16 protein-coding genes are annotated in these 13950 nt (G+C 33.1%); 8 read left to right on the top strand and 8 right to left on the bottom strand.

The features are described from left to right. Nucleotides 1-12: 12 nt before the first annotated feature. The 4 genes from DK508_RS12540 to DK508_RS12555 form a co-directional block, all read right to left on the bottom strand. Nucleotides 13-813, bottom strand: a complete 801-nt coding sequence (locus tag DK508_RS12540; protein ID WP_109301098.1) for an alpha/beta hydrolase — start codon at nucleotides 811-813, stop codon at nucleotides 13-15. After that, nucleotides 806-1675 carry an alpha/beta hydrolase gene (locus DK508_RS12545; RefSeq protein ID WP_109301099.1) on the bottom strand — a complete coding sequence of 290 codons (870 nt, stop codon included), beginning with the start codon at nucleotides 1673-1675 and terminating at the stop codon, nucleotides 806-808. The genes DK508_RS12540 and DK508_RS12545 overlap by 8 nt, the downstream gene beginning before the upstream one ends. 102 nt (nucleotides 1676-1777) lie before the next feature. Then, on the bottom strand, nucleotides 1778-2368 hold the full coding sequence (locus DK508_RS12550; protein ID WP_109301100.1) for an outer membrane beta-barrel protein: 591 nt from the start codon (nucleotides 2366-2368) through the stop codon (nucleotides 1778-1780). Between the two features lie 115 nt (nucleotides 2369-2483). Next, entirely contained in the window at nucleotides 2484-2834 is a 351-nt protein-coding gene (locus tag DK508_RS12555) for a 4Fe-4S dicluster domain-containing protein (protein WP_109301101.1), read from the bottom strand. Between the two features lie 66 nt (nucleotides 2835-2900). Between DK508_RS12555 and DK508_RS12560 the strand changes: the two genes are divergently transcribed. From DK508_RS12560 to DK508_RS12585, 6 genes are all read left to right on the top strand, one after another. After that, nucleotides 2901-3962 (top strand): acyl-CoA reductase, encoded by a 1062-nt coding sequence (locus DK508_RS12560; RefSeq protein ID WP_109301102.1) that lies wholly within the window; start codon nucleotides 2901-2903, stop codon nucleotides 3960-3962. Between the two features lie 126 nt (nucleotides 3963-4088). Further along, nucleotides 4089-5153 carry a 3-phosphoserine/phosphohydroxythreonine transaminase gene (serC, locus tag DK508_RS12565; RefSeq protein WP_109301339.1) on the top strand — a complete coding sequence of 355 codons (1065 nt, stop codon included), beginning with the start codon at nucleotides 4089-4091 and terminating at the stop codon, nucleotides 5151-5153. Between the two features lie 32 nt (nucleotides 5154-5185). After that, nucleotides 5186-6136 (top strand): D-2-hydroxyacid dehydrogenase, encoded by a 951-nt coding sequence (locus tag DK508_RS12570; protein WP_109301103.1) that lies wholly within the window; start codon nucleotides 5186-5188, stop codon nucleotides 6134-6136. Between the two features lie 180 nt (nucleotides 6137-6316). Further along, nucleotides 6317-6955: a DUF937 domain-containing protein gene (locus DK508_RS12575; protein ID WP_109301104.1), complete on the top strand. Its 639-nt coding sequence runs from the start codon at nucleotides 6317-6319 to the stop codon at nucleotides 6953-6955. Nucleotides 6956-7021: 66 nt separating this feature from the next. Then, the gene (locus tag DK508_RS12580; RefSeq protein WP_370443844.1) at nucleotides 7022-7453 is read left to right on the top strand and encodes a DUF6146 family protein; all 432 of its coding nucleotides are present in this window, start codon (nucleotides 7022-7024) and stop codon (nucleotides 7451-7453) included. A gap of 31 nt (nucleotides 7454-7484) precedes the next feature. Next, on the top strand, nucleotides 7485-8006 hold the full coding sequence (locus DK508_RS12585) for a DUF6787 family protein (RefSeq protein WP_109301105.1): 522 nt from the start codon (nucleotides 7485-7487) through the stop codon (nucleotides 8004-8006). On the opposite strand, the gene DK508_RS12590 is transcribed toward DK508_RS12585, so the two are convergent. Genes DK508_RS12590 through msrA form a run of 3 tightly spaced genes read right to left on the bottom strand, consistent with a single transcriptional unit; the run spans nucleotide 8003 to nucleotide 9518 of the window. Then, a complete protein-coding gene (locus DK508_RS12590) occupies nucleotides 8003-8302 on the bottom strand; it encodes a hypothetical protein (RefSeq protein WP_109301106.1) in 300 nt (99 codons plus the stop codon). The genes DK508_RS12585 and DK508_RS12590 overlap by 4 nt on opposite strands. A 56-nt stretch (nucleotides 8303-8358) precedes the next feature. Continuing rightward, the gene (folE, locus tag DK508_RS12595) at nucleotides 8359-8955 is read right to left on the bottom strand and encodes a GTP cyclohydrolase I FolE (protein WP_109301107.1); all 597 of its coding nucleotides are present in this window, start codon (nucleotides 8953-8955) and stop codon (nucleotides 8359-8361) included. Nucleotides 8956-8960: 5 nt separating this feature from the next. Then, a complete protein-coding gene (gene msrA / locus DK508_RS12600) occupies nucleotides 8961-9518 on the bottom strand; it encodes a peptide-methionine (S)-S-oxide reductase MsrA (protein WP_109301108.1) in 558 nt (185 codons plus the stop codon). Between the two features lie 147 nt (nucleotides 9519-9665). Between msrA and DK508_RS12605 the strand changes: the two genes are divergently transcribed. Beyond that, nucleotides 9666-12098, top strand: a complete 2433-nt coding sequence (locus DK508_RS12605) for a DUF5916 domain-containing protein (protein ID WP_109301109.1) — start codon at nucleotides 9666-9668, stop codon at nucleotides 12096-12098. A 54-nt stretch (nucleotides 12099-12152) separates the two neighbouring features. Then, nucleotides 12153-12815, top strand: a complete 663-nt coding sequence (locus DK508_RS12610) for an ABC transporter ATP-binding protein (RefSeq protein ID WP_109301110.1) — start codon at nucleotides 12153-12155, stop codon at nucleotides 12813-12815. A gap of 77 nt (nucleotides 12816-12892) precedes the next feature. On the opposite strand, the gene DK508_RS12615 is transcribed toward DK508_RS12610, so the two are convergent. Continuing rightward, entirely contained in the window at nucleotides 12893-13729 is an 837-nt protein-coding gene (locus DK508_RS12615; protein ID WP_109301111.1) for a M57 family metalloprotease, read from the bottom strand. Between the last annotated feature and the right edge of the window lie 221 nt (nucleotides 13730-13950).

The following is a 13950-nucleotide window of genomic DNA, read 5'->3' on the forward strand; positions in this document are numbered from 1 at the left end:
GGCAATGTAAAATTAATTGCTTAGAGTAGTTTCTATAGTAGATTGATATTCTTCAAATTGTATTAGATTATTATGAGATCCTTTAGGTATGGTAATCATTTTCTTGTTGGGAATAGATATACTTTCGTATAATCGTTTACCCGATGCTAGTGGCACTACCTTATCTGCCGTACCGTGATAGATAGTAATATTGCATTTCACTTTCTGAATGAATTCGTTTGAAGGTATTTTATATTTTAATAAAATACCTGTTGGAACATAAGGCAACCAACTTTCTGAAACATCTTTCATATTGAAATATGGCGTTTCTAATACAAGTGCGGCAGGATTATTCTCTGATGCAACTTTTGTAGCAATACCTGTTCCTAATGATCGGCCATAAATAATAATGCGTTGTTTAGGATATTTATCCAATACATAGTTATAAAAAAGTTGAGCATCATCATATAATATTTGCTCCGTAATCTTACCGGTACTTTTTCCGTAGCTTCGATAATCCATGATCACTATATCATACTGTTTTAAAGCAAAATAAGAAGCTATTTCTCCCCAACGTTTCAAACTACCTCTGTTTCCATGAAAATACAAGATCACACCTTTGGTGTTCTTGTTTGTAAAATGTAGACCATTTAGTAGACTGCCATCATTGGTTTTTAAGAAAACCTCTTTAAATGGCTGATCAAATTGATAAACATAATCTACAGGTAATATTTCGGGTTGGAAAAGAATTTTTTCTTGAAAAAGATAAAGAGTTAAAAGAATCACTGCATAAATCGAAATAATCCAAAACATTATTTTTTTTAATTTACGCATTCACTTTTTTTGAAGTATGCATTACTCCTATGCTCGTTTTAGATAAATTTATTCTTTTTATTCTAGAATTAATAATCTCTCCTAACATCTTATGATAAGATTCGAAATTATTAAGGTTTTTATGCCCTCCTCCTATCACGGTATATAATCTAGTAAGCTTAGGTCTTATTTTAGACAACTTTACACTAGATTTAAAAGGTATTAGTTTATCATGTGTTCCATGAATGATATGGATTGGGCAATTCACATATTTAAGCCATTTATAGGTAGGAATAGGATAACGCATTATCAATGATACTGGCATAAATGGTATGAATTTGGCCGCAACTTTATTTAAACTATAATATGGAGCATCCAGTATGAGCATTTTGGGGTTATTTATAGATGCTAATTTTGCCGCAAAACCAGAACCCATAGAACGACCATATAAAATGATATACTTTTCGTTTACTTTATCTTTAATTTTATTATATACGAATTGAAGATCTCTTTTTATTGCTTTAAAAGAACGTCTTCCTGTACTTTTACCAAAGCCTCTATAATCTAGCATGATGACATCATAACCGTGTCTAGTAAAATCCACGGCAAACTTTCCCCAACCCTTTATACTTTTAGAGTTTCCCTTAAGATATAGTACAACGCCTTTGGGATTATCTACTTTAAAATGGAGCCCATTAATAACGGCGTCATCTCGTGTTTTGAGGTTGTATTCTTCTACAACTTGATTGTTATAATGAAACTCAAAATCTTTATCTAATTTTTCTGGTTTAAAGATGAAGTACTCCTGAAGATAATACAATACTACATTTATTACAATGTACAGTACAACCAAAACGATTACTATATATCCCCAATTTGACATCTGATTCTTTTTTCGTAAGTAACTAATTTACAAAAAATTAAAGTTAATTATAAAAAAAATCCTGCCGAAGCAGGATTTTAACTATTAAGATCTATGTTTTTATTATCGTCTAGCATCATAAATTCGAAATCGTATACCTACTCTAGCATAGATATCAAAAAACTTACTATTAGTATCTGTTATATTATCTACAAAATCATTCATAACTCCAACTTCGGCCATGATATCGAACATTTCTCCAACCATTTGCGAGAAACCTGCTCCATATACTCCACCAATGATCAACTTCTCAAAAGCATCATCTTCTAATTCTACATCCGCAACTTCAAACTTTGTATTTACTCTGAAAGAAGGACCTACATTTACAAACGCACGAAATCTATCCTTTCCTGCTCCAAATAAATATCTAAATTTTGGATTAAGACCAACTTGCAGCGTTTTGGCATCTCCTACATTTTCTATTTCACTCTTACGTTGCAAAAGTTCTAAAGAAAATACAATACTCGTTTTTGCTCTTACGCCCATTACATAACCGTAACCAGCATTAACATAAAAACCAGTTCCACTACTAGTTTCAACATCATCTAGATTTAAAGTAGAAAAAGTAGGTCCTGCAGAAACTTCCCACCTATATTGTGCATTAGAAGTAACTGCACAAACAGTTAGTACCAGGAAAATGATAATTTTTTTCATAATTTTTGATTTGATTTGAGGTTGTTTAATAATGGCGAAAATACTAAAATTTAAAAAACAAGCATAAAAAAACCTGCCATAGAGCAGGTTTTAGTATTTATTTGTCCTATCTAGACTATTCTTTGTGCATAAAAGATTGCTTCTGTAATAAAAACTCTTCAGTTTCAACAACATCTTCATCAGGAACGCAACAATCCACCGGGCATACCGCTGCACATTGTGGTTCTTCATGAAAACCTTTACATTCTGTACATTTATCAGGTACTATATAATATATTTCGTCACTAACAGGTTCCTGAGCCTCATCAGAGTTGACTGCTTTTCCTCCAGGAAGTACAACATCTCCTTCTAAATCTGTACCATCAGAATATCTCCAATCATCTGCACCTTCATAAATTGCTGTGTTTGGGCATTCTGGCTCACAAGCACCACAGTTTATACATTCATCAGTTATTATAATTGCCATAGCTCTTTTTTATTCTAAATTTGCATGACAAAAATAACTCGTAAACCAATGATAAACAAATAAGAAATGGTATTAAATGATCGCGTACGCGCTTTTTCTGAATTAGGAAACTTCTTAAGTCAATTTAAATCTACTGGTTATGAGCAAGTTGATACTGTTCTATTGAATGATGATTTTTTTGATGGAATGGTAAATAAGATTGATTCTGCTGTGCATTATAATGGTTGGTTCACAAAAGAAAACGTACTTTTTTCGTTAAATGAATGGGGTCAAGCTCTTTCTAAAGAAAACCTTAATGACTGGTTATCTCCTTATTCTTTAAAAACAATCACTCCAAAAACTATAGGAGCAATCATGGCGGGTAATATACCGTTAGTTGGTTTTCATGATTTTTTATCTGTCCTAATTGTTGGTCATAAAGTGCTAATCAAGCAATCATCAGATGATGATCAGCTTCTTCCTTTTTTGGCGTCATATCTTATTGCTGTGGCACCAGAGTTCAAAGAGTACATTTCATTTACTTCTGATAGGTTATCTCATTTTGATGCAGTTATAGCTACAGGAAGTAATAATACTTCTAGGTATTTTGAATATTATTTTGGTAAAGTTCCTAATATCATCCGTAAAAGCAGAAATTCTGTAGCCATATTAACCGGAAAAGAAACGGCAGATCAGCTTACAGCTTTGGGTAAAGATATTTTTAGGTATTATGGATTAGGCTGTAGAAGTGTATCAAAATTGATGATTCCCGAAGGATATGATTTTGATCAATTTTTCAAAGCCATCTATCCGTATCATGATATTATGAATAGCGCAAAGTATGCCAACAATTATGACTATAATAAAGCAGTATACTTAATGAGTAATTATAAACTTTTTGAAAATGGTTTTTTAATGCTCAAAGAAGATAAAAGCTACGCATCACCAATAGCCACAGTGTTTTATGAAACGTATGTTTCAGAATCAAAATTATCAGAAAAACTAAAAAACGATGAAGAAAAAATTCAATGCGTGGTAGCTACTGATATTGTTCACGAAAATATAGATTTTGGACAAACTCAAAGTCCAAAACTTTCAGATTACGCAGATGGCATTGATATTATTGAATTTTTGACAAAAATTAATTGAATAATTTATCATTTTGATAATGCATTTGTATAAGATTATTAGCACCTTTGTGGTGTTTTTTTCTCCCTTTAATTGGAAGAAAAAAGAAGATACAAACTGGAAATTATTAATACTAACAAATTATCGATGAAAAAGCACAATTTTAGCGCTGGACCCTGCATTTTACCACAAGAAGTATTTAAACAAGCATCTCAAGCTATTTTGGATTATAATGACTCCGGTCTTTCTCTTATTGAAATTTCGCATCGAAGTAAGGATTTTGTTGATATTATGGAAGAAGCTCGCAGTCTTGCTCTAGAACTTCTAGGTCTTGAGGGTAAAGGGTACAAAGCTCTTTTCTTACAAGGTGGAGCAAGTACTCAATTTCTTATGGTTGCTTATAATTTATTGCAAACCAAAGCTGGATATATTAATACAGGTAGTTGGAGTGATAAAGCTATAAAGGAAGCAAAATTATTTGGAGAAGTTATTGAAATTGCATCTTCTAAAGATTCTAATTTTAATTACATCCCAAAAGGGTATCAAATACCTAAGGATTTAGATTATTTACATTGCACAAGTAACAACACTATTTTTGGAACACAAATGAAGGACTTCCCTGTAACAGACGCTCCATTAATTTGTGATATGAGTAGTGATATATTTTCAAGACAATTAGATTTTTCAAAGTTCGCTTTGATTTATGCTGGAGCTCAAAAAAATATGGGGCCTGCAGGAACTACGCTAGTAGTGGTTAGAGAAGATATATTAGGAAAAATTGAAAGACAAATTCCTTCTATGCTTGATTATCAGGTTCACCTTAATAAAGGTAGTATGTTTAATACTCCTCCTGTTTTTCCGGTGTACACATCAATGTTAACCCTTAGATGGCTTAAGAAACTTGGTGGTATTGAAGCTATTGAAGAGCTGAATGAGAAGAAAGCAAAACTTATCTATTCTGAAATAGATTTGAATCCTTTATTTAACGGCTTTGCTGCCAAAGAAGATCGTTCTAACATGAATGCTACTTTTACACTATTAAATGAAGATCTTAAAGAAACTTTTGATGATATGTGGAAAGAAGCGGGTATTAACGGAGTAAATGGACACAGAAGTGTTGGTGGATATAGAGCAAGTATGTATAACGCTATGACCATGGAAAGTGTAGCTGCTCTTGTTGATGTAATGGGGGATTTAGAAAGAAAAGCGTAACCAACTGTATAATAAAAACTAAAAATTTAATAATGAAAGTATTAGCAAACGACGGTGTATCTCAAAGCGGTATTGATGCTCTTGAAAAAAGTGGATACCAAGTGTTAACAACTACTGTCGCTCAGGATCAATTAGTAGACTATATTAATGATAATGAAATTTCGGTATTATTAGTTCGTAGTGCTACCAAGGTAAGAACTGATATTATTGATAACTGCCCATCACTTAAAATTATTGGCCGTGGTGGTGTAGGAATGGATAACATTGATGTTGCTTATGCTAGAGAAAAGGGATTACATGTAATTAATACTCCAGCTGCTTCTTCTGGCTCTGTAGCCGAATTAGTATTTGCACACTTATATGGTAGTGTTAGATTTTTACATGATTCTAATAGAAATATGCCTCTTGAAGGAGATAGTAAATTTAAAAACCTTAAAAAAGCTTATGCTAGCGGGATCGAATTAAGAGGAAAAACTCTTGGTGTTATTGGTATAGGTCGTATAGGTCAAGCCACTGCCAAGATAGCCATAGGAGTTGGAATGAATGTTATTGCTTATGATCCTTTTATTGAAGAAGTAGAAATACCATTAGAGTTTTATGATGGTCAAACTCTAAATTTTAAAATCAAAACAGTTTCTAAAGAAGAAGTATTGAAAAATGCAGATTTCTTCACCTTACATGTTCCTTCACAAAAGGAATATGTGATTGGCAAATCAGAAATTGAGCAAATGAAAAGTGGAGCTGGTATTATAAACGCTGCACGAGGTGGTGTTGTAGACGAAGTTGCATTGGTAGAAGCTTTAGAAAAAGAAAAATTAGGTTTTGCTGGTCTTGATGTTTTTGAAGATGAACCAAACCCTGCTATCAAAGTTTTGATGAATAATAAAATTTCTTTAACTCCGCATATCGGAGCAGCCACTGGTGAGGCTCAAGATCGTATTGGTCAGGAATTAGCTGATCAAATTATCACTATATTGAAATAGAAAAACTAAAGCATATCGCTTATATTAAAAACGTCATTTCTAAGTTAGGAATGACGTTTTTGTATTTCAACTGGTAAATATGTTTTTGGTCTGGTTTTTAGGAAAATAAAAGCTCCTCTTCTCTTTAATTCTTAGATTAAAAGATGTAAATTTAGAATCGTAAAAACAAAATATATTACTATGTCTGGAATTTTAGAACTTTTAAATAGCCCTATGGGCAAGCAAATCATTAGCGGAGTAAGCTCACAAACAGGGCAATCTGCAGATAAAACTGGTAGTTTATTAAGTATGGCTATGCCAGTTTTAATGGGCGCTATGCAAAGAAATGCATCGACTCCAGAAGGAGCTTCTGGACTTTTAGGTGCACTTTCTGGAAAACATTCAGGAGGAATCTTAGATAATTTAGGAGGCCTGTTTGAAGGTGGTGTAGATCAAAGTGTTACTAATGATGGTGCAGGAATCCTGGGACATATTCTAGGAGGTAAACAACCAGCTGTAGAAAATGCATTAAGTCAAAAATCTGGAATAGATGCCGGTTCTGTAGCTCAAATTCTTAAAGTAGCAGCTCCAATTCTTATGGGTGTATTAGGAAAACAAGCTTCGCAAAATAATGTTAGTGATGCTAATGGTCTTTCTAGCCTACTAGGTGGTATGTCTGGTGCAGCTCAAGGATCTAAAGAACAGTCACTAATCGAATCATTTCTTGATGCTGATGGTGATGGAAGTATTCTTGATGATGTAGCAGGAATGTTATTGAGTGGTGGCGGGCAGAAAAAAAGTGGTTTAGGAGGTCTATTAGGAGGACTATTCGGTAAATAAACCGATCATAAAATATGGTTAAAGCCGAAGCTATGTCTTCGGCTTTTTTGTACCTTAACCTTCGGAATGATTAAAAAAGTAATATATATTATTGTTTTGGGAGTTTTTATCTATAGTTGTGCTACAACAAAAGATAGAAATATTGGTGTGGCTTCAAATACTACCGTATCAGATACACTTAGAATTGCTAATGATAGTTTGGAATATGAAATTATTATTATCGAACCAGGTTTTAATGCTTGGTTAGTTACACAAAGACCACGAGGTTATTACTCAGAGCAATTTCTAGCCTCTCGTAACAATCTTTTTGTAATTGAATACAATCAAAGAGTAACACAACCACAACGTTTTAATCCCAATTTATATCTTCAACAAATAAATTATGAGTCGCAAATAGATTATGGATATGAAGTAAATTATTTACTCTATAATTACTTTTTATATTTTCAACAAAGATATCGACAGCGATTTGCTTTTTCTCGAGGGCAAAGGTTTTGATTTCCGTTTTTTTTAATTGTACTTTTGCGCCATGCAAAAATTTAAAGATCGTTGGGAGATACAATCTAACTGGCAGTTAATATTTCCTGTAATTGGACTAATGAGTTTGGTGTTTTCGGGATATTTAATAAGTAAATCTATTTTAGGTTCTTTTAATCTTTCTCAATCAGATTCTTCTTATTTAGGTGTATTATCGGCAATAACTATTTTTTTTACTTCACTCCTATTATATATTACATTAAAGCTTTTTGGTGTTCTTGAAAACAAATGGAGTGTTACCTACCGATGGGAACTCATAGCCATATTTATTGCATTTGCTATCACAGGTTCTACCTCTGCTCGTCTTTCAGATCCAATAATCTCTTTTATCGGTCTTCATAAAGAAAGTACTAGTGGTTGGATTTATTGGCCAATACGAATATTACTTATTTTCCCGGCATATCAAATGTTACTACTTATTGTAGGCTGGTTATTTGGCCAATTCAAATTTTTCTGGAATTTTGAAAAGAAAATGCTTTCTAGAATGGGGTTTGCTCGTTTTTTTAAAAATTAAGAAATATCTACATCGATAATATCTTTTACTTTTTCCTTTTTTATCACATAGGTATATACCCACATAATAGTAAATGTTGGTATCACATCAAATCCAGGAAGCGCTTCTTCAATAAAAGTAAAAACTCCCGCTGCTTTACCTATATTACCCTTATACATTCTAGTCATTAACCAACCGGCTAATGGAGCCCAGATTACATCACCAAACTCTCCAACCATAGGGATAATGAAAGTCACCATACCTAGCGCATCAAACAGAAGGCTTAATGCTAATTTTTTATACTTATCTTTTGCCATATTATTAATTAGGTTAAATTACATTAGTGATAAAGCAAATAGTATTCCAAAAAAAATTATCCTAAATCGGCGGTAATAAGCCTTAAAAATTCGGTTCTGGTTTCTATTTTTTCAAATTGCCCTCTAAAACCTGATGTTGTTGTAACAGAGTTTTGTTTTTGGACCCCACGCATCATCATGCACATGTGCGACGCTTCTATTACTACTGCAACTCCTTTTGGTTTTAGGGTATCATTTATACATTCTAATATATCATGAGTAAGTCGTTCCTGAACTTGTAACCTTCTTGAAAACACATCTACTATACGAGGTAGTTTACTTAACCCTACAATATGTCCATTAGGGATGTAAGCAATATGAGCTTTTCCAAAAAATGGCAACATATGGTGTTCGCATAGAGAATACAATTCTATATCCTTTACAATTACCATATCGTCATAATCTTCTTTAAACATGGCGCCTTTAAGTATCTCGGCAGGATCCTGATGGTAACCTTGAGTCAAAAATAACATGGCCTTTGCAGCTCGTTCGGGTGTCTTAACAATACCATCTCTATCCAGGTCTTCTCCGATACCCGATATTATAGACTTAAATTTATCTTTTACTTCTTCTGTAACTTCAATATTATATTCCTCAAAATTCTTATACTGCATAGCAATTACTTCAATTTTTCTTTTTTCAATTTATTTTTAAAGGTAGTACTTAATTTATTAAGTTTAGGATTTATCACAAACTGGCAATATCCTTGACTGCTATTTTGATTGTAATAATTTTGATGATAACTCTCAGCATTATAATACTCCCCTAATTCTGTTATTTCAGTTACAATAGGGTTCTCGAATACTTTTAGATTTTGAAGTTCATTAATTATTCCCTCTGCAATCTCCTTTTGTGTTTCATTTGTATAAAAAATCGCACTTCGATACTGTGTACCACGATCTGCACCTTGTTGATTTAATGTTGTTGGGTCATGTGTTGCAAAAAACACCTCTAATAACTCTGCGTAACTAATTACGCCTGGATCAAATTCTATTTTGATAGCTTCAGCATGCCCAGTTCTACCTGTAGTTATCTCCCTATATGCAGGATTCTTAATCGTTCCTCCGGTATAACCAGAAATTACTTTTTGAACTCCTTCTAAGCGTTGAAAAACTGCTTCTGTACACCAGAAACATCCACCTGCAAAAACTGCAGTTTCAATACGTAAGTCTGCCATAATTTTGTTAAAATCAATTTTTGTTTAACGAAAATACATTTATATTAAACGCAATATACACTTTTTAACTTTTCATTAGTACCAGGTATATCACAACAATCCTAGTTTTGCAACTAAGTCGAAAAAGTAAGGATTTTATTACAATATATGGATACACTTCTACGCACCAAATTAAGTGTGCTTTTTTTTATGGTCACCATTAGTGTTTTAGCACAAGAAAAAAAGGAAATTAGAGCTAAAAGAATTTCTACAGCACCTAAAATAGATGGTATTCTTGATGACAATATTTGGCAAGATATTCCCGGTAATGGAGGTTTTCATATGTGGCGACCAGGAAATGATGGTGTTATCCCAGAAAACCTACAAACCGAAGTAAAAATGGCTTATGATAATAAAGCTATTTATTTTGCGGCCTATTTATATGATGATGAACCCGATAAAATACTAAGACAATTTAGTCAACGTGATAATGTTTTTGTGCAAGCTGACTTCTTTAGTATTGCCATTAACACCTATAATGATGGAGTTAATGAAACTCGTTTTTTTATAACCAGTGCAGGTACCATAGGAGATGCTCGAGCGGATCAATTTAACGAAGATTTTAGCTATAATGTAGTTTTTGATGCTAAGATTTCATTCGATAGTAAAGGTTGGTATGCCGAATTTAAAATCCCTTATAATGCACTTCGTTTTCCTGAGATCGATGTACAAGATTGGAGTATTAACTTCTACCGAAGATCACAAGCACGTAATCAAACACATACTTGGAATTTTATAAATAGAGAAATTGGTCAACAAACGCAATATAATGGTTTGGTAAGAGGTGTTGAGAATATTGATCCTCCGGTACGATTAACCTTTTTCCCTTTCTTACAAGGAGTGGTTTCTGAATTTGACGGTAGTACTGAAACAGATTTTAGCGCAGGAGTGGATGTAAAATATGGTTTGAGTGATAGTTTTACGCTGGATGCCACATTGATCCCCGATTTTGGCCAAGCCGCTTTTGATGAAGTACGCCTTAATCTGGGACCTTTTGAACAAACGTTTGGAGAGAATAGGCAATTTTTTACTGAAGGAACAGAATTGTTTAATAAAGGAGATATTTTCTTTTCGAGACGTGTGGGTAACGGGCCAACAGGATCAGTATCTGATGATGACCTTGAAATTAACGAAGTTGCCGAAGATAATCCTTCAAAAGTGAATTTATTAAATGCTTTAAAAGTTTCGGGAAGAACCAAAGGCAATCTCGGAATCGGATTATTTAATGCAATTACAGAAAAAACAGAGGTAAGAGTAACTGATACCATTACTGGTGATGTAAGAAAAATAGAGGTAGAACCTTTGTCGAACTACAACATTTTTGTTTTGGATCAACAATTTAATAAAAATTCATCCCTATCATTAATAAATACTAATGTTACTAGAAATGGTAGTGAATTTAGGGATTCTAATGTTACCGGTTTAGTTTGGAATTTGGCAAACAAAGCGAACTCTTATCGACTTACAGGAAGAACCATTGTAAGTCAAGTAAATTTACCTGGTGATAATATAGGAGGTTTTGGTGCCGAAGTTGATTTTGATAGGATTAAAGGTAATTTTAGATATGGTTTTGGTTATGACCTAGCTAATAAAACCTATGATATAAATGATTTAGGCGTTAATTTCAGGAATAACTTTAATAATTTTAGAGTAAGTGGCTCTTATCAAATTTTTGAACCAAAAGGAAAATTTAACACCTATAGGTTTAATGTATTTGTTAGGCACCGTAGATTATATGATCCAAGCGTAAAAACACAAAATACTATTGGTGCCGATTGGTTTTTTGTTACTCGAGAGCGTTTTGCTTTTGGTGGGTTTACGAACTATAATTCTGATACTGATAATTATTTTGAACCACGAGTGCAAGGAAGATTTGTCACTTTTAGTGAAAATGTTGGAGGTAACGCTTGGGTATCTTCTGATTTCAGGAAAAAATTTGCCTATGATCTTAGAGTATCTTATCGAAATTGGTTTGCAGATCCTCAAGAAAACTATGGAATCAATATATCCCCTAGATATCGTTTTTCTGATAAGTTATTAATGATCTGGACCACAGATTATTCAATAAGAAACAAAAGCTTTGGATACATTGATAATGATGATACGGATGTTTTTTTGGGACAAAGAGATATCACCACCATTGAAAATTCGTTAAGTGCAAGTTATAACTTTGATCCATATAAAGCTATAAATCTTCGCTTCAGGAATTTCTGGAGTACAGCAGATTATAGCGATAATGTGTTTTTTATGTTAAATGAGGACGGTTCCCGAAGTCAAGTTGCGTATGATACCTCTGAAAACGATCCAAATACCAATTTTAATATTTGGAATCTAGACCTTAGTTTTAACTGGAGGTTCGCTCCTGGAAGTGAAGCTACCTTACTCTATAGAAATCAAATTTTTAATCAAGATGAGTTTTCTACTCTAAATTACTCTGATAGTTTGGATAATTTATTTGGCCAAGCCATACAACATACATTATCCCTTAGGGTAGTATATTTCCTTGATGTAAATAATTTAAAAAGCTCTTCTAAAGGATAATCTTGGGGTTTCTACGAATATTGATTACTTTCACTCCTTGTAAGTTTAAAATAGATGATCAAAGCAAATAATATTCATAAAAATTATGGGGATTTACATGTATTAAAAGGTGTAGATTTACATATTAAACAAGGAGAAATTGTATCTATTGTTGGTGCCTCGGGTGCAGGAAAAACAACCTTGTTACAAATTTTGGGTACTTTAGATAGAGCATCAGAAATAAAAGAAAGCGATCTGATTATAAATGAATCTAAAATAAACTCTTTATCCCAAAAAAACCTTTCAAAATTTAGAAATGAACAACTAGGTTTTATTTTTCAATTTCATCAATTATTACCAGAATTTACGGCACTAGAGAATGTTTGTATTCCGGCATATATAGGCAAAATTTCTAAATCAAAAGCCGAAAAAAGAGCAAAAGAACTCCTTGATTTTCTTGGGCTTTCTCATCGATATGATCATAAACCTAGTGAATTATCTGGAGGAGAACAGCAGCGGGTAGCTGTAGCTAGAGCTTTAATTAATAACCCAAAAGTAATATTTGCAGACGAACCTTCTGGTAATTTAGATAGTGAAGCTGCAGAAAACCTTCATAAGTTATTTTTTAAATTAAGAGATGAGTTTGGGCAAACTTTTGTAATCGTTACTCATAATCGTGAACTAGCTGATATGGCAGATAGAAAACTTACTATGGTAGATGGTAAAATTGTTAATTAAATGAAATAGAAAAGGCTCCCCTTACAGGAAGCCTCTATCTTTATCAAAATCAAAGCTCTTACACCGATTTTTGTTTTTTAATATAAGTATTCTAATGCCGTAACATCACCGTTACTAAACACTCCATTTTCGTTACCTGTAGGGCAAGAAATCATTACAGAAAGCCTGTCAATACCTGTTGGTGTACCTGGGATATGTATTGCACCATCAGATCCTTGTCCTTCATTGACACCATTACAAACTCTTGCAAACCAATCTGTATGGCGTAAACCAACACAATGTCCCATTTCATGAGTAATTACATGTGATGCGTATGTTACACCTTGTCTAGATACGCTTGGACCAATTCTCGCCCATTTGTATGGTCTACCGCGAGAAGGAAATCCTGCTAATCCACCAGATCCTAAATCACCACGAACATATACAACAAGATCTGCCGCTTGATAGTTCGTTCCAAAGGTAAGTCTTAGATTTAATGAACTGTTTATACGATTATAATTATTTACAGCTATCTGTAGTGCTTGACGATTTGTTGCATCCAAACCATTTCCACCACCACCTGTAAATCCTAATACATCGATAGTTCTATTATTACTAGAAATTAAATTCCTAGTCCTGTACTGTTTAGTACCATTACTTAAAGATGATAAACTAGCTTGGTCTTGCAGATCAGAAACTGGTATTGCAAGATCTGTATCATTTACAAAATAATCAGCTACACTTCCATCTAGATCTGTAATGGATTTTATGGTAACATTATTTGTATTTACTCCCATGTCTGACAACTTTATTAGTTGTTCTTTGGTAGGAGTATTATCGATTTCATTAACTTCTGATTTAATTTCATCTTTTTGACAGGAAAATATAGTTCCTGCGATTATAGAGCTAAGCGCCAATAATTTGATTGTCTTCATTTTGTTTATTTATTTTGATCTGCAAAAAAACGTATGTGTCAGTTGTAGACCGTAGTTAAAAATAATTAGGTAAAAAGAGCTTTGAGAATTGTACTTCGTTTCTTTTAAGAAATAAAATGAAAAGCAAAAACCGGGTTTCGACGATAGAGAGTGTTACTATTGTGACAAGAATGATAAAAAATTTCGGGTTCTAATGTTCGATAACACATTTTTTTAATATC

Origin of the sequence: Aquimarina sp. AU474, assembly GCF_900312815.1 — a bacterium.
Taxonomy (GTDB): Bacteria; Bacteroidota; Bacteroidia; order Flavobacteriales; family Flavobacteriaceae; genus Aquimarina.